The sequence below is a fragment of the Sphaerotilus microaerophilus genome, from assembly GCF_023734135.1.
GTDB lineage: Bacteria > Pseudomonadota > Gammaproteobacteria > Burkholderiales > Burkholderiaceae_C > Sphaerotilus > Sphaerotilus microaerophilus.
This window is the reverse complement of the sequence record NZ_AP025730.1, coordinates 3,974,669-3,993,902: the sequence shown is the minus strand read 5'-3', so window position 1 is coordinate 3,993,902 and position 19,234 is coordinate 3,974,669. Positions and strand designations below refer to the sequence as shown.

The window sequence follows — 19,234 nt, the reverse complement described above, 5'->3', positions numbered from 1 at the left end:
TGGCCGACGCAGCTGCCGGGGTTGTCCGTCGTTCGCAACGAAACGTGACATTCTTCACGGAATTCTTCTAGGATGCGTTGCCGCCAACGGGGCGGCGCTGCATCTCGAGGAGTGAGGAATGCACTACGTGTGGATGGTGATCGTCGGGTTCGTGGTCGGGTTGGTGGCGCGTGCCGTCCTGCCAGGAACCCAGTCGCTGGGCTTCATCCTGACGGCCTTGCTGGGCATTGCCGGCTCGTTCCTGGCCGGCTTCGTGGGCACCCAGCTGGGCTGGTATGCGCCGGGGGCCGCGGTGGGGTTCATCGCCTCGGTGGTCGGCGCGGCCCTGCTGCTGTTTGTGGTCAGCAAGCTCAAGGCGAGCTGATCGTCCTGTTCCGCCCGGCCAGCTCGGCCGGGTCAGAACCCCAGCGAGGCCAGCAGGTCGTCGACGTCGTCCTGCTTCATCGCCTTCTCGGGCACCTGGGGCCCTTCCAGGGTCTCTGCGCCGGGCGTCGCCTCCTGCGGGCCGCTGAGGACCAGCAGGTCCAGCAGCTGCTGTTCGGTCCGGGTGATGATGTTGATGATCTTGCCAATCACTTGGCCGGACAGGTCCTGGAAGTCCTGCGCCAGCATGATGTCGGTGAGCACGCCGCGTTGCGTCTCGGCAAAGGAGCCGACGTGTGAGGCGTAGTCGGCGCACTCGGCCAGCAAGGTGGTTCCCGCAGCGGCCTGCGCGTCGCCCACCAGCTTTTCGGTGAACTGCTCGGTGCGTTGGGCGATCTCGTCGCAGCCTGGCGCGGCGCCGTCGACCAGGTTCAGCACCTTGTTGGCGGCCGCTTCGGTCATCTGGCCGACATAGGCGAGCCGGTCGCGCGCGTCGGGGATCTCGTGGGCGATGCGGCGCAGCGCCGCGTCATAGCCCAGGGTGCGTAGCGCGTCGTGCAGTTGCCGCACGATGTGGCCGAGTCGGTCGTAGGAGGCCTCCGGGCTCAGTCGGCCGTCGGCGCCTGCGTCGGGTGCTGCTGCGTGTTGTTCGGGCATGGCGTCCTCAAGGATCTTGGAGTTCGTTCGAGACGCGCCGATCCGCCCTGAGTAGACGTCGTCGCCCGCGCGCCGCTGCTGGTCGCCATTGCAGCAGATGACCCGCTGCGGGGTAGGGGGAAAAGCGCGGGTTCCGCGCCCCTGATCCCGCCTGCCACGTGCAGGTCACGGACAAGCCACAGGCAAGTTCCAGCGGCGCAGCCCCCACCGCCCTGCGAGGTCGGGCCGGTCAGTCGCCGCGGCCGATGGGAGCGGCCTTCAGGAAGACCTCGGGGTCGGGGGCGAAGGCCGCATACAGCGGCAGCAGGGCGCCACCCAGGGCCCGGGCGTCCGAGCCGATGGTGCCGGCGCGGATGGCCGGGCGCGTGACGCCCTCCCAGCTGTGCTGGTCGAGCGCCTCCTCGACGTGCGAGATCAGCCGTGACAGCAGGTCGCGGTGGAAGACGCCGTCCACCACCACGTCGCCAATGTCGAGCAGGCAGGCGGCGCTGCTGATGCCGAAGGCCAATGCCTGTGCGGCCGTGCGCAGCCAGCCGCGGGTGTGGGTGGCCCAGGGGGGCTCCAGCGCACGGTCGTCCATGGCGGCTTCGGGGTCGAGGCCAGCCGCCTCGTAGAGTTTCTGCAGCCCCAGCAGCGAGGCCGCGCTCAGCATCTGCGGCGGGATCTGGCCTGGCCCGCCAGCCACCTGCAGCGGCATGGAGGCCACCGCGCCGGCATTGCCGCTGGCACCCGGGTAGAGGTGGCTGTCCAGCACCAGGCCGCCGCCGACGAAGGTGTCGATGAAGAGGTAGAGGAAGGCCGGCATGCTGCGCCCGCGCCCGGCCACCAGTTCGGCCACGCAGGCCGCGGCGGTGTCCTTGATCAGCGTGACGGGCAGCTCGGTCAGCGCGGCCACTTCGGCACGCAAGTCGGTGGCGGGCCAGCGGGCAGCCACTTCGGGCGGCATGTCGAGCAGGGTCTGCCAGCCACCCAACGAGAAGGGCAGGGCGATGCCGATGCCCTGCACGCGTTCGAGCTGGGCGGGTGTCAGCAGCGCCTGCAGGTCTGCCAGGCGTCGGGCGATCTCGGCGATCAGGACACCGGGCTCGGGGTAGCGGTAGTCCAGGCTCCAGCGCTGGCGCACCTGGCCGACGAAGTCGATCAGGATCACGTCCATGCTGCGCCGGCCCACCTTGACGCCCACCGAGAAGGCGCCGTCGGGTGCCAGCGCGATCGGCACCGAGGGCTGGCCGATGCGCCCGCGCAGCGGCTCGCGCTTGACCAGCAGGCCCTCGTCGAGCAGCGCATTGACGATCAGAGAGACGGTCTGATTGCTCAGGTGCGTCAGCCGCGCCAGCTCGGCCTTGGGCAGCTCGCCATGCAGGCGGATGGCCTGCAGCAGCACGCGCTCGTTGTACTGGCGCATGCCGACGTGGTTGGAGCCGCGCGGGCGCAGCTGTGCGGGCGCGGTGCCTGCGCTTGGCGGTCGGCCATCGCCGGATCCACTCGGCGCGGTGTCGGGTTCGTCGTAGGCCAAGGTGGATCCGTTCAGGGGGTTGTCGTCAGGCCGCCAGCGCCTCGCTGATCACGCCCTTGCGCAGCAGGAAGTTGCCGTAGGGCTGCAGGTCGCCGGTGTGCACGATGGCGAAGGCCTGGCGCACGCGATCATAGAAGGCGAAGCGCTCCATCGCCTCGCACTGCTCGGGCGCGGCGTGGCCGCCGGCCTGCAGCGCGGCGATCACGTCGCGCTGCAGGCGGCTGCGGTAGCCGGCGGGTGTGTCGCAGACCTGCATGTAGGCCACCGGCTGGGCCACCGAGGCGTCCAGCGGTAGCAAGCTGAGCACCGCCTCGACCGCGCGCTGCACGGATGCCCCGGGCAGCGAGATCACCGGCAGCGGCGCCATCACGGCGCGGCGCGCGAGGCTGGTGGCGGTGAAATTGGCATCGGCGATGATGATCTCGTCGCCGTGGCCCATCTCGGCCAGCACCTTCAGCAGCTCGGGGGAGAGCAGGGGGTCGATGCCCTTGAGCATGGGAGGGTTCCTTTGCGGCGCGTCAGTGGGAGCGTCAGTAGGCGAGGCATTCGGCCGGGATGCGATCGGGCGGCATCGCCCCCGTCATCACCGCCACGGTGTCGCTCATGCTGATCTTCTTCGGGTTCAGCACCGCGGCGCGCCGGCCCAGGCGGGCGACGTGGATGCGGTCGGCGATCTCGAAGACGTGCGGCATGTTGTGCGAGATCAGGATCACCGGCAGGCCCTTGTCGCGCACCCGGCGGATCAGCTCCAGCACCATGTTGCCTTCCTTGACGCCCAGCGCCGCGGTCGGCTCGTCCAGGATGACCACGTGGTGGGCGAAGGCCGCCGCGCGCGCCACCGCCACGCACTGGCGCTGGCCGCCCGAGAGCGTCTCCACCGCCTGCGTCATCGAGCGGATGCCCACCTTCAGGTCGGCCATGCGGGCGACGGCGGTCTCCAGCATCTTCTTCTTGTCGAGCATGCGCAGCACATTGCCGGCAAAGCCCGGGCGGCGCAGCTCGCGCCCGAGGAAGAGGTTCTCGGCGATGGTCATGGCCGGAGCAACCGCCAGGTCCTGGTAGCAGCACTCGATGCCGGCATGGCGGGCCTCGAGCGGTGAGCGGAACGACACCGGCCGGCCGTCCAGCAGGATCTCGCCCTCGTCGGGGATGGTGGCGCCTGACAGCGCCTTGATCAGGCTGGACTTGCCGGCGCCGTTGTCGCCGATCACCGCCAGGATCTCGCCAGGGCGCAGTTCGAAGTCGGCGCCGTCCAGCGCGGTGACCTGGCCGTAGCGCTTGACCAGGCCCTTGGCCTGCATGACGTAGGCGGAAGAGGAGGATGTGCTCATTTCAGCGCGCTCCCTTGCGAGACAGTTGGTCCACAGTGACGGCGATGATCACGAGGATGCCGGTGATCAGCACCTGGTAGACGGACGACACGCCCATCAGCGTCAGGCCGTTGCGCAGCACGCCGACGACGATGGCGCCCACCAGCGAGCCGAGCACCACGCCACGGCCGCCGAACAGGCTGGTGCCGCCGAGCACGACCGCGGTGATGGCGTCAAGGTTCTCGGTCTGCCCGGCATTCGGGTCGCCCACCTCGGTGCGTGCCACCAGCAGTAGCGAGGCGATGCCGTAGAACAGGCCAGCCAGTACGTACACGCCCAGCAGCACACGGTCGGTCGGGATGCCGACCAGGCGGGTGGCCTCGGGGTTGTTGCCCACCGCGTAGACGTGGCGCCCCGACGCCGTCTCGCGCAGCCAGAACCAGCAGCCCAGGTAGAGCGCGATCATCAGGATCGTGCCGAAGCTGATCGGCGTGTGGCCGATGTCGAAGGTGCCGCCCAGCCAGGTCATCAGCGGGGGCACGCCGGAGACGGTCTGGGCGGACGAATAGAGTTGCGTGATCGCGAAGGCGATGTTCATCGTGCCCAGCGTCACGATGAAGGGCGGCAGCTTGATGCGCGTGACCAGCAGGCCGTTGATCAGCCCGAAGCCCGCCGTCACCGCGATGCCGCAGAGGATGGCCAGCGGCGCGGGCATGCCCAGATCGACCGCGAACTTGGTCATCACGATGCTGCCCAGCGCCATCACCATGCCGCAGGACAGGTCGATGCCGGCGGTCAGGATGACCAGCGTCTGGCCGATGGCGATCACGCCCACCACCATGACCTGCTGCAGGATCAGCGCGAAGTTGGCGCCGCTGAAGAAGTTGTCGGTCGTCAGGCCGAAGACGATGCAGGCGGCCACCAGGGCGATGAAGGGCCCGAGCTGGCTGATCGGCGGCAGCTTGTCTTTGAAAGTGGTCACGGCGGTCCTCTGCGGAAGGAAAGAAAAAAGGCACCCGCCCAGGGTCGGGCCAACGGCCCGCGTTGCCTGGGGGAGCGCCTTCAGCGCCTGGCGTCAGGAACCGGGCAGCGCACTGCCCGGTGGCCGGGCTGGCTTACTTGTTGCCCCAGCACAGGCTGGTGCCGGTCTTGACGTCCTTGCTCTCGACGCCCGCAACGGCCTTGGCAGCGATCAGCGTCACGCCGGTGTCGACGTAGCCGCTGGCCTTCTTGCCACCCTTGGCGTAGTCGACGCCCGCGGCCACGCCCATGGCGGCCATCTTCAGCGGGTACTGCTGGCTGGTCGCGGCGATCACGCCCTTGCCGACGTTGGCCACGCCTTCGCAGCCGCCATCGACCGAGACGATCAGCACGTCCTTCTCCTTGCCGGCCTTCTTCAGCGCGTTGTAGGCGCCGGCGGCGGCGGGCTCATTGATGGTGTAGACGATGTTGATGCCAGGGTCCTTCTGCAAGCAATTCTCCATCGCGGTCTGGCCCTTCGCCTGGTTGCCGTCGGTGTCGGCGGCGCAGACGGTTTCGGCGGTGCTGGACAGCTCGTTGCTCTTGGCGTCGTTGGCCTTCAGGCCGAAGCCGCTCATGAAGCCGTTGTGGCGCTGCGCGCCCACCGGGTGGCCGGGGAACAGGTCCAGCATCGCGATCTTGGCGGGCTTGCCGGCGGTCGCGGCCTTGGCGTACTGGCCGATCAGGATGCCGGCCTTGTAGTTGTCGGTGGCGAACAGGGCGTCGGCGCCGTCGAAGGGGCTGTCCAGCGCGATCACCTGCACGCCCTTGGCCTGGGCCTTCTTCACCGCCGGGATGATGGCGTCGCCCGAGGAGGTGATCAGGATGGTCTTGGCGCCGGCGGTGACCATGTTCTCGATCGCGGTGATCTGCGCGCCGGTGTCGCCGTCCTTCTTGCCCGAGGCGGTCATCAGCTTGGCGCCGAGCTTCTTGGCCTCGGCCTGGGCACCTTCCTTCATCTTGACGAAGAAGGGGTTGGTCTCGGTCTTGGTGATCAGGCCGATCACCGGCTGGTCGGCGGCGATGGCGGCCGTGCCGAAGGTGGCGATGGCGGCGGCGATGCTCAGGGTGCTCAGGCGCTTCATGGTGTCTCCGTGGGATCGAGGCGGCAGTGGTCTGCCGGCCCGGGACAAGGTGTGTGGATGGGAGCTTGGGAGGGGGACTGGGGTCGTTCGGGAGGACCAGGAGGTTTCCTTTCGACCCTGGACGGCATCTTAGGCAGGCTCTTCATTTAAATCAATCACATTGATTTAGTGATTTCCCCTAGGTCCGGGAGAACCCGGATGTGCCACGATCAGCGCACCTGTTCTGTACTTGCGTCTGGCTGATCGGTACGTTTCGTCCGATAACACACGCTTCGGTCATACAGATCGACCGGGATGGGTCTTCAATTAAATCCAGCGCATGTATCAAGTCATGGTGCTGGCGTTCTCTCAAGGTGCTGCCATGTCCGACAAGTCCCCGATCGTCGTCTGCGGTGAATCGCTGCTCGACGTGTTCCAGAACGGTGAGACCCCGACCGGTCTCACGCTCGATGCCGTCGTGGGTGGCTCGCCGCTCAATGTGGCGATGGGCGTGGCCCGGCTGGGCCACCCGGCGCTGTTCTTCGGCGGCCTGTCGCGCGACTTCCTGGGCGAGCGCATCGAGCGCAGCCTCCGTGCCGAGGGCATCTCGATGGACGCGGTGCTGCACTGCGATGCCCCCACCACGCTGAGCCTGGTCGGCCTGGACGCCCAGGGGGTGCCGAGCTACCGCTTCTACGGGCATGGCGGGGCCGATCGCCAGCTGAGGCCCGAGCACCTCGACCGCCTGCCTGCCGAGGTCGCGGCCTTCCACTTCGGCTCCTACGCCTGCGTGGTGGAGCCCATCGCTGCCACCATCGAGGCGCTGGTGGAGCAGCGCCGCCACCGCAGCGTCATCGCCTATGACCCCAACGTGCGCCTGAACGTCGAGCCCGACCTGGCCATCTGGCGCCAGCGCGTCGACTGGATGGCCTCGCGCAGCCACTTGCTCAAGCTCAGCGACGAGGACTTCGAGCGCCTCTACCCCGGCGCCTCGCCGGAGGGCATGGCGCGGCACTGGCTGGCGGCCGGGGTGAACCTGGTGATGCTCACCCGCGGTGGCGAGGGCGCGGTGGCCTGGACCCGCGAGGGCCGCTGCGAGGTGAGCGCCCCGCGCATCAGCGTGATCGACACGGTCGGTGCTGGCGACACCTTCCAGGCCAGCACATTGGTTGCGCTGGCCGAGCTTGGCCGGCTCAGCCCCGCTGGGCTGGCCCGGCTGACGCTCGACGAAGCCACGCGCATCGCAGCCTTTGCCGCCGGCGCCGCGGCCATCACCTGCACCCGTCGCGGCCCGGATCTGCCGCGCCGTGCGCAATTACCGGCGCAGATTTGAGGGGGCTGTGTTGAAGTGCCTCCTGAACCGCTAGAATCGCAGGCTTCGTCGGGGTGTAGCGCAGCCTGGTAGCGCAACTGGTTTGGGACCAGTGGGTCGGACGTTCGAATCGTCTCACCCCGACCACCGAATGCAACGGGTTGGTTCTCGCAAGGAACCAGCCCGTTTTCCGTTCCGGTCAGTGCTTGTGTGCGTCCATCGGCCTGGCGGCCAGCGGGCGGGCGGGGGCCTTGAGGGTGAGCGTCTCGCGCTTCTTGTCCTTGCCCTCAATGGTCAGCGTCACCTCCACCAGGTCACCGTCCTTGATGGGCTGCTTCAGGTCCATCAGCATGACGTGGTAGCCGCCCGGCTTGAGTTCCACCGTCTTGCCGGCCGGCAGGTCCAGGCCCGGGACGGCGCGCATCTTCATCACGTTGCCTTCCATCGCCATCTCGTGCAGTTCCACCACGCCTGCGGCGGGTGAGCCGACCGCCACCAGGCGTGCGTCGGTGCTGGAGGTGAGTTGCACGAAGAGGCCAGTGGCCTTCTGCTGGGCGACGGTGGCGCGCACCCAGGCGTCCTTGGCGGTGACTTCGGCCTGCGCGGCGCCACACAGGGCGAGGGCGGCGGTGGCGGCGATGAGGAGTTGGTTGAGCTTCATGGTGAGGGTCCTGTTCGAAGGATTGGAACGGAGGGAACGGTTGGAAGGGAGGTGTCGTGCTCGGTTGGCCTGAACCGGCGCCCGATGCGACGCGACCCTGACCTGGATCGGCCGAAGGAACGCGGCGGCATAACCGGCGTGAGGCGCGGGAACCCGCTCGGCCCGGGGGCGGACGGGCGGGGCGTCGCCCCGCTCAGTCCCGTTCAGGCGGGCTTCGCCAGATCAGGCCAGCGGGGGCGGGGCGCGCGGGCTGCGGTGCCGGGCGGGCGCGGTGGCCGGCCGGTCCGGGTTCTCGCGATGGGGCTGCACCGTGGCCACGCGCAGGGCGGGCCGATGGTCCGGCGCCGTGGCGTTTGGCAGAGCCAGCTGGCTCGCCGGATACAGGCAGTAGCCGCAAGCGGAGTCCTGCGTCGTGGAGGCTGGCGGCGCTTCCTCGGTGGCACCCGGGTTGGACGGGGCAACGACCGAGCACAGATCCGCCAGCAGGGCATGCACCGGCGCGCCGCGCTGCACGTCGGCATGGCGCAGGGCATGGGACACACCAGGCGCCAGCAGCTGCGCCAGGACCAGCAAGGTGCCCAGCCAGGCCAAGCAGGTCCGGTAATGCCGAAGGATCATGCGCCGCATTGTACGGAGCCGCCTGGCGCCCGGGCGTCGCAGTCGTTCCGGACGGGCCATTCCAGGTCACCGGCCACCCTGCGTCAGGCGGCCTCCAGCGGGACGGCGACCGCTTGAGATACCCGGCGCGCCAGCAGGTGGGCCATGAGGTAGCTCAGCGCGATCACGGTGACCACGATGGCACCGAAGGCCAGCTCCTTGCCGTCGCTCCAGGCGTCGATGGCGGGTGAACTCAGCTTGGCGATGCCCAGGCCGGCCACCAGCAGGCTGACGGCCGATACCGCCACGCTCATCACACGCGAGGCCAGCGCGGCGATCTGGTCGGCCCGGGCGATCAGGCGGGCGATCCACCAGCCATTGAGTGCGTCGGTGGCCAGCATGCCGAGCACGAACAGGCCGCCCAGCATCAGTGAATGCGCCACGCCGCCGAACTGCGCCGCGGTGACGGCAAACAGGGCCGACTGGCTGACCGTGTCGAACGACAGGGCGAACAGCGCGCCCACCACGGCCACGGCCACCGGCCCCTGTCCGGGCGCGAGCCGGCCGAGCAGGCGGCCCAAAAGCCGGCCCTTCAAGCCGACCAGACCGACCACCGTGCCCGCCGGGGCGGCCAGCACCACGCGCAGGTTGACGATGCCCAGGGTGAGCAGGAAGGCAATCGACACCCAGGCACCGAACAGGTCGATCCACTCCGGCGGCGTCCAGTGCTCGCTCGCGACCCCCACGATCAGCGCGATCGCCATCACCACCACGCCGTGCCCGAGCGAGAACAGGGCGCCGCAGTAGCGCGTGTGCGCCGCGCCCTGGCGTGCGCCCAACCGGGTGAAACCGTCGATCGTCGCCAGGTGGTCGGCATCGAAGCCGTGGCGCATCCCGAGCAGGAACACGAGGGCGCACAGGGCGCTCCAGTCGGTGGGCAGGTCGTGCATGGCGGTGGGTGTATGAAAGACGTCCAACCTTTCATACATGAATCGTGCCATTCGGCGGCACGGCCGGTCAACCGACGTGGTGCCCAGGCTGGGGTGCACCGGCCTTTCGTTTGATCCTCGTTAACCCCTGGTCAGCAGTTGTCCGGCGGCGTGTGCGGATCGGCAGCCTGCTGGTCAGCCGCCACGGGGGGCGCCGGGGGGGCCGAGGCCGGCACAAGGTGGTCGTGACCATGGTGGTGGTGGATCGACACCGGCACCAGATGCAGCTGGCCGTGGCTCACTCCAGGCTGGGCGATGACCGACTGCGCGAAGTCCTGCACCGCGTCGGTGCGCCCGCGCAGGATGGCCACCTCGATGCACAGGTCGTGATCGAGGTGGGCGTGGGTGGTCGCGATGGTCAGCTCGTGATGCTCGTGCTGCATGTCGGTCAGCCGCATCGCCAGCTGGCGCTGGTGGTGGTCGTAGAGGTAGCTGAGCGTGGCGATGCAGGGCCCGTCGGGCCGGGCCTGGCGGCGCTCCTGGCCGAGGTGCTCGCGCAGCAGGTCGCGGAAGGCCTCGGAGCGGTTCTCGTAGCCACGCTCGCGCACCAGGGCCTCGAAGGCGTCGGCCAGGTCGTCGTCGAGGGACATCGTCAGGCGTTTCATCGGGGACGGCTCCTTGCGGTGGATGGCGCGGTGGGCGCGGGCTGCGCCGAGGATAGCGGCGCACTGGGGCCCACCTCCTGCATCCGCCTTGATCTGGCAGGCCTTGAAATGCGTGCGGCGTCCCTCAAATCCCCGTCAACCCGGAGGATTCCCATGCGTGCCGACAAGCTCACCACCCTGCTGCAACAGGCCCTGGCCGATGCCCAGAGCCTTGCGAACCAGTCCGACCACCCCTACATCGAACCGGCGCACCTGCTGAAGGCGATGCTGCAGCAGGCCGACGGCCCACGCTCGCTGCTGCAGCGCGCCGGGGTCAATCTGCGCGCGTTGGAAGACGCGGCCGACGCCGCGCTGTCGCGCATCGCCCCGGTACAGGGCGGTGAGTTGCAGCCCGGGCGGGACCTGGTCACGCTGCTACAGGGCGCCGAGAAGGAAGCCAGCAAGCGCGGTGACCAGTTCATCGCCAGCGAGATGCTGCTGCTGGCGCTGGCCGACGCCAAGACCGATCTGGCCCAGGCCGCGCGCAGCGCCGGCCTCACCCGCAAGGCGCTGGAAGCCGCCATCGACGCGGTGCGCGGCGGCGCCAAGGTGGATTCGGCCGAAGCCGAGGGCCAGCGCGAGGCGCTCAAGAAGTACACGCTCGACCTCACCGAACGCGCCCGCTTGGGCAAGCTCGACCCGGTGATCGGCCGCGACGACGAGATTCGCCGTGCCATCCAGGTGCTGCAGCGGCGCACCAAGAACAACCCGGTGCTCATCGGCGAGCCCGGCGTGGGCAAGACCGCCATCGTCGAAGGCCTGGCGCAGCGCATCGTCAACGGCGAGGTGCCCGAGACGCTCAAGGACAAGCGCGTGCTGGTGCTGGACATGGCGGGCCTGCTGGCCGGCGCCAAGTACCGCGGCGAGTTCGAGGAGCGCCTCAAGAGCGTGCTCAAGGAAGTGGCCCAGGACGAGGGGCGCATCATCCTGTTCATCGACGAGCTGCACACCATGGTGGGCGCGGGCAAGGCCGAGGGCGCCATCGACGCCGGCAACATGCTCAAGCCGGCGCTGGCGCGTGGCGAGTTGCACTGCATCGGCGCGACCACGCTGGACGAGTACCGCAAGTACGTCGAGAAGGACGCCGCGCTGGAGCGCCGCTTCCAGAAAGTGTTGGTCGACGAGCCCAGCGTGGAGGCGACGATCGCCATCCTGCGTGGCCTGCAGGAAAAGTACGAGGTGCACCACGGCGTGGAGATCACCGACCCGGCCATCGTGGCCGCGGCCGAACTCAGCCACCGCTACATCACCGACCGTTTCCTGCCCGACAAGGCGATCGACCTGATCGACGAGGCGGCGGCCAAGATCAAGATCGAGATCGATAGCAAGCCCGAGGTGATGGACCGGCTCGACCGCCGCATGATCCAGCTGAAAATCGAGCGCGAGGCCGTGCGCAAGGAGAAGGACGAGGCGTCCATCAAGCGCATGGGCCTGATCGAGGAAGAGATCGGCAAGCTGGAGCGTGAGTACGCCGACCTGGAAGAGATCTGGAAGTCCGAGAAGGCCTCGGCGCAGGGTTCCGACCAGGTGCGCAAGGACATCGAGCAGATCAAGCTGCAGATCGAGGAATGGAAGCGCAAGGGTGACTTCAACAAGGTCGCCGAGCTGCAGTACGGCAAGTTGCCCGAGCTGGAGAAGCGCCTGAAGGAGGCCCAGGCCAAGGAGGCCGGCAAGGCCAAGGGCGGCCAGGGTCCGCAGCTGCTGCGCACCATGGTGGGCGCCGAAGAAATCGCCGAGGTGGTTTCACGCGCCACCGGCATCCCGGTCAGCAAGCTGATGCAGGGCGAGCGCGACAAGCTGCTGCAGATGGAAGGCAAGCTGCATGAGCGCGTGGTCGGGCAGGAGGAGGCCATCGTCGCCGTGTCCGACGCCATCCGGCGCAGCCGTGCGGGCCTGAGCGACCCCAACCGGCCGCTGGGCAGCTTCCTCTTCCTCGGCCCCACCGGCGTGGGCAAGACCGAGCTGTGCAAGGCGCTGGCGGGCTTCCTGTTCGACAGCGAGGAGCACATGATCCGCGTCGACATGAGCGAGTACATGGAGAAGCACTCGGTCAGCCGGCTCATCGGTGCGCCCCCGGGCTACATCGGCTACGACGAGGGCGGGGCGCTGACCGAGGCGGTGCGGCGCAAGCCCTACTCGGTGCTACTGCTCGACGAGGTGGAAAAGGCCCACCCGGACGTGTTCAACGTGCTGCTGCAGGTGCTCGACGATGGGCGGCTCACCGACGGCCAGGGCCGCACGGTGGACTTCAAGAACACTGTGATCGTGATGACCAGCAACCTGGGCTCGCACATGATCATGCAGATGGCCGGGCAGGACAGCGAGCTGATCCGCGAGGCGGTCTGGGCCGAGGTCAAGCAGCACTTCCGCCCCGAGTTCCTGAACCGCATCGACGAGACGGTGGTGTTCCACGCGCTGGACCGGCAGCACATCGAGTCGATCGCGAAAATCCAGCTCAAGGTGCTGGAGACGCGGCTGGCGAAGATGGAAATGGCGCTCGAAGTCACGCCCGAGGCGCTGATGGAACTGGCCAAGGTCGGCTTCGACCCGGTGTTCGGTGCCCGGCCGCTCAAGCGGGCGATCCAGCAGCGCATCGAGAACCCGGTGGCCAAGCTGATCCTGGAAGGCAAGTTCGGGCCGAAGGATGTGATCCCGGTGGGCGTGAGCGCCACGGGCGGCTTCGAGTTCGGCCGCACGGTGCACTGAGGCGCTGTCGAGCGCCGCGCTGTCTCAAGGCCGGACGGTGGCCGCTGGTCGCGCCATCGTCCGGTACAGCCTCACTTCCTTCAGGTAAGCGGCCTGGACCTGGTCCAGGCTCATGGGGCCGGACACCGTACCGCCGGTGTTGGCGATGGCCTTGCCCAGTTCCGGTTTGGCCAGGGCAGCGTAGGTAGCCTGGTGCAGTTGCCTGACGATGGCCTCGGGTACGCGGGCGTGGACGTGCAGTCCAGCCCAGAGCGACATGGACAGACCCTCGAATCCGCGGACCTCGCGGGCCAGCGGCAAGGTCGGCAGGCGCGGATGCACTGCATCACCCAGGGCCGCCAGGGCCTTCAGATGGCCGTTGTCCACAAACCCGGGGAAGGGCCCGGAGATGGGCACGAGGGCGGTGTCCACGTGTCCGCCGATGATGTCTCTGACACAGTCGCCGAGCCCGCTGTAGGGCACTTCCAGCCACTGCACGCCGGCCAGCGTGCTGATTCGCTCCCCCAGCAGACTGTGCGGCGCGGCGCTGCCCATGATGCAGGTCGACAGGGGCTTGCCGGGGTTGGCCTTCATCATGGCCACCAGATCGGCCAGGGAATCGGCAGCCAGATCCTTGCGGGTCACCAGCATCAGATCGGTGCGGCCGACCAGCGCGACGGCGCGGGCGTCTTCCGGCTTGTACCCGGCAGCGGGAAAGTTCAGCGGTGCCAGGAGGATGTCCAGCGGCGAGCTGAGCATCAGCGTGTAGCCATCCGCCGGCGCACGCAGCGCTTTGGCGGCTCCCAGCGATCCACCGGCGCCGGGCACGTTGTCCACGATCACCGGCTGGCCCAGGATGCGTTCCATCTCCTTGCTCAGTGTGCGCGCCACAAAGTCGGCTGCGCCGCCGGCTGGCCACGGCACCACCATCGTCACCGGCCGGCTGGGAAAAGTCTGGCTGCAAACGAGCCCGCTGGCCAAACAGGCCCCGGACAGCAACAAGGTGCGAAGAACGATCAAGATGGCGTGCACGCGATGACCCTTGTTCGGCTGGCAGGAAGTGCCTCGGCATGGTAGTGGCCTCGACGAGCCCCGCAAGATCCGGGGCCCTCCTGATTACCCGCTCCGGGGACGACCCACCCTGGCGCTCCTGTGGGAGGACCGACCTCTAGAATCGGCGTCACATGGCCTCCCCCGTCGCAATCGCACCGATCGAATCGAACCTGATCGCGCGCCGTCTCGACGAGATGCGTCCGTTGTCCACCACCTCGCGGGTCGCGACGCTGTTGATCGTGCTCCTCACGCTGTGGTCGCAGGGCGGCACCCAGGCCTGGGCCTTGGCCGTGGTGGGCCTGGCCTTGCTGTGGACGGCCTTCAACCTGTGGCGCGAAACCACCGGTCGCGGCTCGGCGCTGGGCGGACCTGTCTTTTTCATGGGTGCCATACCGGTGATGCTGATTGCGGTGCACAGCACGGTGCACGGCGGACTGCTGATTCCCCTGGTCATCCACCCGTTGACGATGATCACCCTGCTGTTCGGCCTGCGGCTGGGCATGACGGCTGCCACGGTGGGTGCGGTCGGGCTGTTGGTATCGCTGCGCCCGCTGGGCATGGACACTCAGCACCTGCTGCCGGCCTTGGGCCTGCTGCTGCTGCCGATGATTGCGATCGTGGCCACCCGCCCCGTCGCGGCCCTGCGCCAGCGCGTCCAGCTGGCGGCGGAGCTGGAGCGCGAGCTGGACCCGCGACGCGGCCTGCAGTCGGTGGGCCTGGTCATTGCAGACCGTCTGCGGCTGGCCACGGGCGCACAGCGGGTGATCTTTTGCCACCGCGATGCCGAACTGCCCACGGTGCTGGTGGCCGACCAGGATGACAGCGCCTACGAGGCGTCGCCGACACTGGCAGCGCGCCTGTTGCCGTTGCTGGCGGACCTGCCGGTCGAAGGGATGTCGCTGGACGCCCGCGGCGCGCCTGGCAGCGGTTTGACCTGCGACGCCCCGGTGTCCACCCGGCAGGCGATGGAGCCCCGGGTGCGCGAGATCGCCGCCTTGCTGGGCGCACAAACCCTGCAGCTGACGCCTGACGCGCCCGGGGAAGCGCGCTCGGGTTGGCTGCTGGTGGCCTACGGCCCGGAGGGCCGCGACGGCGCACGACCTGTCCGGCCCTGGCCCCTGCGACCCTTGGCTGCATTTACGTCGGACATGCGGCGTCTGGTGCAGCAGGCCTCTTACGTGGACACGCTGCAGGCCGAGATCGCTGCGCACGAGCGGGCCCGCATCGGCCGCGACCTGCACGACAGCGCCGTGCAACCCTACCTGGGCTTGAAGTTCGCCATCGACGTCGTGGCGCAGCGCTGCGCGCCGGACAACCCGCTGCACGCCCAGGTGCAGGATCTGCGCCAGTTCTGCGAGGCCGAACTCAACGAGTTGCGCGACACCGTGGCGGTGCTGCGCAACGGGGAAGTCCGGGGCGACAACGCCCTGCTGCCGGCATTGCGCCGGCAGGCCCAGCGGTTCACCACCTTGTTTGGCATCCAGACGAGCCTGGAGCTGCCCGATGAACTGGTGGCCAGCCGGGCCCTGTCGGGGGCGGTGCTGCACATGGTCAACGAAGCCTTGAACAACGTGCGGCGCCACACGCGGGCCAAGAACGTCTGGGTGAAGCTGGCCCTGCAGCCCGCTGCGTTGCACCTGGTCGTGCGTGACGATGCGGGCCGGCGCAGCGGGTTTCCGGCGCCCGTCTTCGAGCCCCGCTCGTTGACCGAGCGGGCCCGCGAGTTGGGGGGTACCCTGGAGCTGCGCCGCCACCAGGGGCTGGACACCGAGATCCACATCACCATTCCGGTTTGACGCCGTGAGCACGCCAGACACACCCGCCCCCATGCCCGACACCGCCGCGCCCCTGCAGCCGATACGGGTCTTTCTGGCGGAAGACCACGCCATCACCCTGTGGGGTCTGCAACGCCTGATCGAAAGCCGGCCGGGCCGGATGACGGTCGTGGGAACCGCCCCGTCGCGTGACAGCCTGCTCACGCACACGGCCCTCGCACAAGCCGATGTGCTGCTGATGGACCTGGACCTGGCCGGCGCCGACTGCCTGGACCTGCTGCCCGACGTGCAGCGCCTCAGCCCGGCCCAGGTGCTGGTGCTGACCGCGTCGGAGGACCCCCAGCGCCTGTGCCGTGCGATCGAGCTGGGCGCACGAGGCGTGTTGCACAAGTCCGAGGCACCACAGCAGATCCTCACGGCGATCGAGGGCGTGAGCAGCGGCGCTGCCTGGGTCAGCCCGCAGCTCATGGGCCAGGTGCTGGGCCGCCTGACCCACGCGCCGGCGCGCGCCGCGCCACCGCAGGATGCCTTGCAGGCACGCATCGCCAGCCTGACCGCACGCGAGCGCGGCATCGTGCGCGTGCTCAGCCAGAGCCCCAGCGACAAGCTCCTCAGTGTGGCCGGCCGGCTCGGCATGAGTGAGACCACGCTGCGCAACCACCTCACCACGGTGTACGGCAAGCTCGGCGTGCGCGGGCGGCTGGAGCTGCACGTGTTTGCGGCGGAGCACGGCCTGACGGCCGAGTGAGCTGTGCGTCGGCGCCGGGGGGGCGTCAAGGTGGACTGACCGCTGCGGCCATCGCCGAGGATGCCTCGATGTTGCCTTCGACGGTGCTCTCGCCACCGTCGGCCGGCAGGCGAAGGGTGAAGGTGGTGCCCTGTCCCAGGGCACTGCGCAGCCCGATGTCGCCGCCCAGCATGCGGGCGATGTGGCGGGTCAGGGCCAGGCCCAGCCCGGTGCCGCCAAACCTGCGCGTGGTGGAGGCGTCGGCCTGGGCAAAGGGCTGGAACAGCCCGGCCTGTTGTTCGGGCGACATGCCGATGCCGGTGTCTGCCACCTCGAACACCACCCATTCCTTCGCGGCCTGCATCTCGCGGCGCACACGCAGGCGGATCTCGCCCTTCTCGGTGAACTTGGCCGCGTTGCCCAGCAGGTTGAACAGCATCTGGCGCAGCCGGGTGGAATCGGTGCGCAGGGTGCCCGGCGCTTGCGCCTGCAGCAGCAGCCGATTGCCTTTCTGCTCGGCCAGCGTCTGCATGCTGCTCATCACCTGGTCCAGCAAGGGACCCAGGGGGACGTCTTCCCAGTGCAGCGCCATCTTGCCGGCTTCGATCTTGGACAGGTCGAGCACGTCGTTGATCAGTCCCAGCAGGTGTTTGCCGGCGCCGATGATCTTGTTCAGGTCGGCGCTGGTGGCACTGTCGCCGGTATCCTGGGCGTCTTCGAGCAGCAGTTCGCTGTAGCCGATGATGGCATTCAGCGGCGTGCGCAACTCGTGGCTCATGTTGGCCAGGAACAGGCTCTTGGCGCGGTTGGCGGCATCGGCCTGTTCCTTGGCCATCTCCAGCTGGGCGCCTTTTTCTTCGATCTGCCGGTTCCGTTCCTTGAGCAGCTGGCGGTTGTGCACGAAGCGCCGGCTCTGACCGTGTGACTGAAAGGCCCAGACGGAGGTGGTCAGGAAGATGCCGACCACGCTGGCCACCATGGGCCACAGCGGCGTGTCGAGCTGGACGGCGAACCCGCTGGCCCACACGCCAGCGGCCAGGCCCACAGCAAAGCCGACATAGCCGCGCAGCAGCAGGCGCAGGCCACCCACGGCGATCACCGCCAGGTTGATGGCCGTCATCACCATCACGCTGGGCCACAGGTTGAAGTGCATGCTGGCAACCCAGGCGCCCACGAAGACCGTGTCGAGCAGCAGGTTGCGCAACTCGGCCTGCTTGGAGTCTCGGCTGCGGCCGGCCACCCAGCGCGCCACCTGAGGCCACACCAGGCCCCACAGCAGCAGAAAGGTGACCACGACTGCGCTGTCGCGGCCAGCGGCGTGGAACACCAGGTAGAAGACGGGCATCAGCGGTGCCATGCCCACCAGCCGCACCATGTAGTCGACGCGGACGATGGGATGCGGCGCCGATGGGTCGCGGCGGCTGAGTTCCCTCTGTTCCATCAACCTGAGTGTGCAGACCCGCGGCCCGTGGCACACCGTAGAAAAGTCCCGGTGCAGGGGGGTGAAAACTCCCGGAGGACAGTGGAGAAAACAACCCCCGCGGCCATGAGCAAGCTCCGATGCCGCTGGAGCGCAGGGCCAGCACACTGCTTCGCAAGATGGCTTGCCCGAAGGTGAATCGAGGTGATGAAGCTCCACAACCTGCTGCATGAACCCGCGCTGCGACGGCCGGCCGGTGTGGCGCGGGCGTTGGCGTTCGCCCTGGCCATGGCCTGCAATGGCGCCGTGGCCGACATCACCGTCGGCGCCCCCTTTGCGCTCAGCGGTCCGGTGGGCGAGCAGGCCCAGGCCATGCGCCAGGGCGCCGAGTTGGCCGTGCAGCAGGTCAATCAGCAGGGGGGCCTGCTGGGCGACGCCTACCGCCTGAACTTCGCCGACACGGGTTGCGACCCTGACAAGGGCGTGGAGGTGGTCCGCCAGCTGATCCAGGCCGGCGCGGTCGCCCTGGTCGGTCCGGTGTGCTCCGGCGTGACCCTGCGGGTCGCTCGCTCGGTGACCATTCCAGCGGGGGTGGCGCTGTTGTCGGTGGCTTCGGCTTCGTCGCTCATCACCGGCCTGAACGATCAGGACCTGGTCTTCCGCACGGCACCCTCGGACGCGCTGAAGGGCAGCGCCCTGGCCAGGGTGGCCTTCGACATGGGCATGCGCAGCCTGGCCATCAGCCATGCGAGCGATGCCTACAACACCGGCGTGGCCCAGGTGTTTGCCGACGCCTTCAAGGCGCTGGGCGGGCGCGTCACGGTCAACCAGAAGCACGAGCCCAAACAGGCCGACTACCAGCGCGAGGCACGTGCGGCGGCGGCCGGTGCCGGCGATGTCGCGCTGTTTGCCTATTCCGGTTCAGGGGGCGTGCAGTACCTCAAGGACCTGCTGGCGCAGCCCGGCGTGCGGCGTGTGGTGGGCACCGATGGCCTGATGTCCAAGGACCTGGCCACCGCGTTTGCGGCCGATCAACTGGCGCGCCTGACCTTTGTGCTGGCGGCCGCCGATACCGAGCGCGAGGGCTACAAGCGCTGGCTGGCCATGGCCACGGCCGCCCGGCTCAAGGCCGACGGGCCCTATGTGGCCCATGCCTATGACGCGGCTTTCATGATGGCGCTGGCCATCGAGGCCGCAGGCAGCGCCGACAGGAGCCGGATCCCAGCGGCCCTGCGCAGCATCGCCGGCCCCAAGGGCACCCTGATCTACCCCGGTGAATTTGCCAAGGCCCGTGCGCTGATCAAGCAGGGTGCGCGCATCAACTACGAAGGCGCCTCGGGCCCGCTGGACTTTGACGCGGCGGGTGACATCACGGGCCGGGCCAGCGTCAACCGCTACCGCAACGGCGCCTGGCAGGCCACGTTCGTCAAGTAGACGCGCC

The 19,234-nt window shown here is 68.7% G+C and carries 18 protein-coding genes and 1 tRNA gene; 7 read left to right on the top strand and 12 right to left on the bottom strand.

The features are described 5' to 3' along the window. Nucleotides 1-118: 118 nt before the first annotated feature. A complete protein-coding gene (locus NGK70_RS17005) occupies nt 119-364 on the top strand; it encodes a GlsB/YeaQ/YmgE family stress response membrane protein (protein WP_251969685.1) in 246 nt (81 codons plus the stop codon). 32 nt (nt 365-396) lie between these two features. Here NGK70_RS17005 and NGK70_RS17000 read toward each other — a convergent pair whose 3' ends face one another. The 6 genes from NGK70_RS17000 to NGK70_RS16975 form a co-directional block, all read right to left on the bottom strand. Continuing rightward, nucleotides 397-1,020, bottom strand: a complete 624-nt coding sequence (locus tag NGK70_RS17000; RefSeq protein WP_251969684.1) for a protein phosphatase CheZ — start codon at nt 1,018-1,020, stop codon at nt 397-399. 229 nt (nt 1,021-1,249) lie between these two features. Then, a complete protein-coding gene (locus NGK70_RS16995; protein ID WP_251969683.1) occupies nt 1,250-2,536 on the bottom strand; it encodes an ROK family transcriptional regulator in 1,287 nt (428 codons plus the stop codon). Between the two features lie 25 nt (nt 2,537-2,561). Beyond that, nucleotides 2,562-3,032: an RbsD/FucU family protein gene (locus NGK70_RS16990; RefSeq protein WP_251969682.1), complete on the bottom strand. Its 471-nt coding sequence runs from the start codon at nt 3,030-3,032 to the stop codon at nt 2,562-2,564. A gap of 34 nt (nt 3,033-3,066) precedes the next feature. Further along, the gene (locus tag NGK70_RS16985) at nt 3,067-3,867 is read right to left on the bottom strand and encodes an ATP-binding cassette domain-containing protein (protein WP_251969681.1); all 801 of its coding nucleotides are present in this window, start codon (nt 3,865-3,867) and stop codon (nt 3,067-3,069) included. Nucleotide 3,868: 1 nt separating this feature from the next. Beyond that, nucleotides 3,869-4,828 carry an ABC transporter permease gene (locus NGK70_RS16980; RefSeq protein ID WP_251969680.1) on the bottom strand — a complete coding sequence of 320 codons (960 nt, stop codon included), beginning with the start codon at nt 4,826-4,828 and terminating at the stop codon, nt 3,869-3,871. A 133-nt stretch (nt 4,829-4,961) separates the two neighbouring features. After that, nucleotides 4,962-5,951, bottom strand: coding sequence for a sugar ABC transporter substrate-binding protein (locus tag NGK70_RS16975; RefSeq protein ID WP_251969679.1), 990 nt, complete (start codon nt 5,949-5,951; stop codon nt 4,962-4,964). 361 nt (nt 5,952-6,312) lie between these two features. Between NGK70_RS16975 and NGK70_RS16970 the strand changes: the two genes are divergently transcribed. After that, nucleotides 6,313-7,263, top strand: a complete 951-nt coding sequence (locus NGK70_RS16970) for a carbohydrate kinase family protein (RefSeq protein ID WP_251969678.1) — start codon at nt 6,313-6,315, stop codon at nt 7,261-7,263. Nucleotides 7,264-7,312: 49 nt separating this feature from the next. Then, a tRNA-Pro gene (locus NGK70_RS16965) sits at nt 7,313-7,389 on the top strand. A 52-nt stretch (nt 7,390-7,441) separates the two neighbouring features. Here the strand turns inward: NGK70_RS16965 and NGK70_RS16960 are convergent. The 4 genes from NGK70_RS16960 to nikR all read right to left on the bottom strand — a co-directional run bounded on the left by NGK70_RS16960 (nt 7,442) and on the right by nikR (nt 10,094). Next, a complete protein-coding gene (locus NGK70_RS16960; RefSeq protein WP_251969677.1) occupies nt 7,442-7,903 on the bottom strand; it encodes a copper chaperone PCu(A)C in 462 nt (153 codons plus the stop codon). Between the two features lie 222 nt (nt 7,904-8,125). After that, nucleotides 8,126-8,521 (bottom strand): DUF2946 family protein, encoded by a 396-nt coding sequence (locus NGK70_RS16955; RefSeq protein ID WP_251969676.1) that lies wholly within the window; start codon nt 8,519-8,521, stop codon nt 8,126-8,128. Nucleotides 8,522-8,604: 83 nt separating this feature from the next. After that, nucleotides 8,605-9,450: a HoxN/HupN/NixA family nickel/cobalt transporter gene (locus tag NGK70_RS16950; protein ID WP_251969675.1), complete on the bottom strand. Its 846-nt coding sequence runs from the start codon at nt 9,448-9,450 to the stop codon at nt 8,605-8,607. A gap of 131 nt (nt 9,451-9,581) precedes the next feature. Further along, on the bottom strand, nt 9,582-10,094 hold the full coding sequence (gene nikR / locus NGK70_RS16945; protein ID WP_251969674.1) for a nickel-responsive transcriptional regulator NikR: 513 nt from the start codon (nt 10,092-10,094) through the stop codon (nt 9,582-9,584). Between the two features lie 153 nt (nt 10,095-10,247). Between nikR and clpB the strand changes: the two genes are divergently transcribed. Beyond that, on the top strand, nt 10,248-12,839 hold the full coding sequence (gene clpB, locus NGK70_RS16940) for an ATP-dependent chaperone ClpB (RefSeq protein WP_251969673.1): 2,592 nt from the start codon (nt 10,248-10,250) through the stop codon (nt 12,837-12,839). Nucleotides 12,840-12,863: 24 nt separating this feature from the next. Here clpB and NGK70_RS16935 read toward each other — a convergent pair whose 3' ends face one another. Continuing rightward, nucleotides 12,864-13,817, bottom strand: coding sequence for a tripartite tricarboxylate transporter substrate binding protein (locus tag NGK70_RS16935; RefSeq protein WP_251969672.1), 954 nt, complete (start codon nt 13,815-13,817; stop codon nt 12,864-12,866). Nucleotides 13,818-14,002: 185 nt separating this feature from the next. Here NGK70_RS16935 and NGK70_RS16930 point away from each other — a divergent pair, with 185 nt between their 5' ends. Together NGK70_RS16930 and NGK70_RS16925 are read left to right on the top strand one after the other, a co-directional pair. Beyond that, nucleotides 14,003-15,667, top strand: coding sequence for a sensor histidine kinase (locus tag NGK70_RS16930; protein WP_251969671.1), 1,665 nt, complete (start codon nt 14,003-14,005; stop codon nt 15,665-15,667). A gap of 31 nt (nt 15,668-15,698) precedes the next feature. Beyond that, nucleotides 15,699-16,394, top strand: a complete 696-nt coding sequence (locus tag NGK70_RS16925; RefSeq protein WP_251969670.1) for a response regulator transcription factor — start codon at nt 15,699-15,701, stop codon at nt 16,392-16,394. A gap of 25 nt (nt 16,395-16,419) precedes the next feature. Here NGK70_RS16925 and NGK70_RS16920 read toward each other — a convergent pair whose 3' ends face one another. Beyond that, the gene (locus NGK70_RS16920) at nt 16,420-17,814 is read right to left on the bottom strand and encodes an ATP-binding protein (protein WP_251969669.1); all 1,395 of its coding nucleotides are present in this window, start codon (nt 17,812-17,814) and stop codon (nt 16,420-16,422) included. Between the two features lie 186 nt (nt 17,815-18,000). Here NGK70_RS16920 and NGK70_RS16915 point away from each other — a divergent pair, with 186 nt between their 5' ends. Then, nucleotides 18,001-19,227: an ABC transporter substrate-binding protein gene (locus tag NGK70_RS16915; RefSeq protein ID WP_251969668.1), complete on the top strand. Its 1,227-nt coding sequence runs from the start codon at nt 18,001-18,003 to the stop codon at nt 19,225-19,227. Nucleotides 19,228-19,234: the final 7 nt, after the last annotated feature.

Coding starts and splice junctions, on each gene's coding strand:
- NGK70_RS16925 (WP_251969670.1), top strand. CDS start 15,699: ATGCCCGACACCGCCGCGCCCCTGCAGCCGATACGGGTCTTTCTGGCG.
- NGK70_RS16975 (WP_251969679.1), bottom strand. CDS start 5,951: ATGAAGCGCCTGAGCACCCTGAGCATCGCCGCCGCCATCGCCACCTTC.
- NGK70_RS16990 (WP_251969682.1), bottom strand. CDS start 3,032: ATGCTCAAGGGCATCGACCCCCTGCTCTCCCCCGAGCTGCTGAAGGTG.
- NGK70_RS16970 (WP_251969678.1), top strand. CDS start 6,313: ATGTCCGACAAGTCCCCGATCGTCGTCTGCGGTGAATCGCTGCTCGAC.
- NGK70_RS16960 (WP_251969677.1), bottom strand. CDS start 7,903: ATGAAGCTCAACCAACTCCTCATCGCCGCCACCGCCGCCCTCGCCCTG.
- NGK70_RS16955 (WP_251969676.1), bottom strand. CDS start 8,521: ATGATCCTTCGGCATTACCGGACCTGCTTGGCCTGGCTGGGCACCTTG.
- NGK70_RS17000 (WP_251969684.1), bottom strand. CDS start 1,020: ATGCCCGAACAACACGCAGCAGCACCCGACGCAGGCGCCGACGGCCGA.
- NGK70_RS16920 (WP_251969669.1), bottom strand. CDS start 17,814: ATGGAACAGAGGGAACTCAGCCGCCGCGACCCATCGGCGCCGCATCCC.
- NGK70_RS16930 (WP_251969671.1), top strand. CDS start 14,003: ATGGCCTCCCCCGTCGCAATCGCACCGATCGAATCGAACCTGATCGCG.
- NGK70_RS16985 (WP_251969681.1), bottom strand. CDS start 3,867: ATGAGCACATCCTCCTCTTCCGCCTACGTCATGCAGGCCAAGGGCCTG.
- nikR (WP_251969674.1), bottom strand. CDS start 10,094: ATGAAACGCCTGACGATGTCCCTCGACGACGACCTGGCCGACGCCTTC.
- NGK70_RS16950 (WP_251969675.1), bottom strand. CDS start 9,450: ATGCACGACCTGCCCACCGACTGGAGCGCCCTGTGCGCCCTCGTGTTC.
- NGK70_RS17005 (WP_251969685.1), top strand. CDS start 119: ATGCACTACGTGTGGATGGTGATCGTCGGGTTCGTGGTCGGGTTGGTG.
- clpB (WP_251969673.1), top strand. CDS start 10,248: ATGCGTGCCGACAAGCTCACCACCCTGCTGCAACAGGCCCTGGCCGAT.
- NGK70_RS16915 (WP_251969668.1), top strand. CDS start 18,001: ATGAAGCTCCACAACCTGCTGCATGAACCCGCGCTGCGACGGCCGGCC.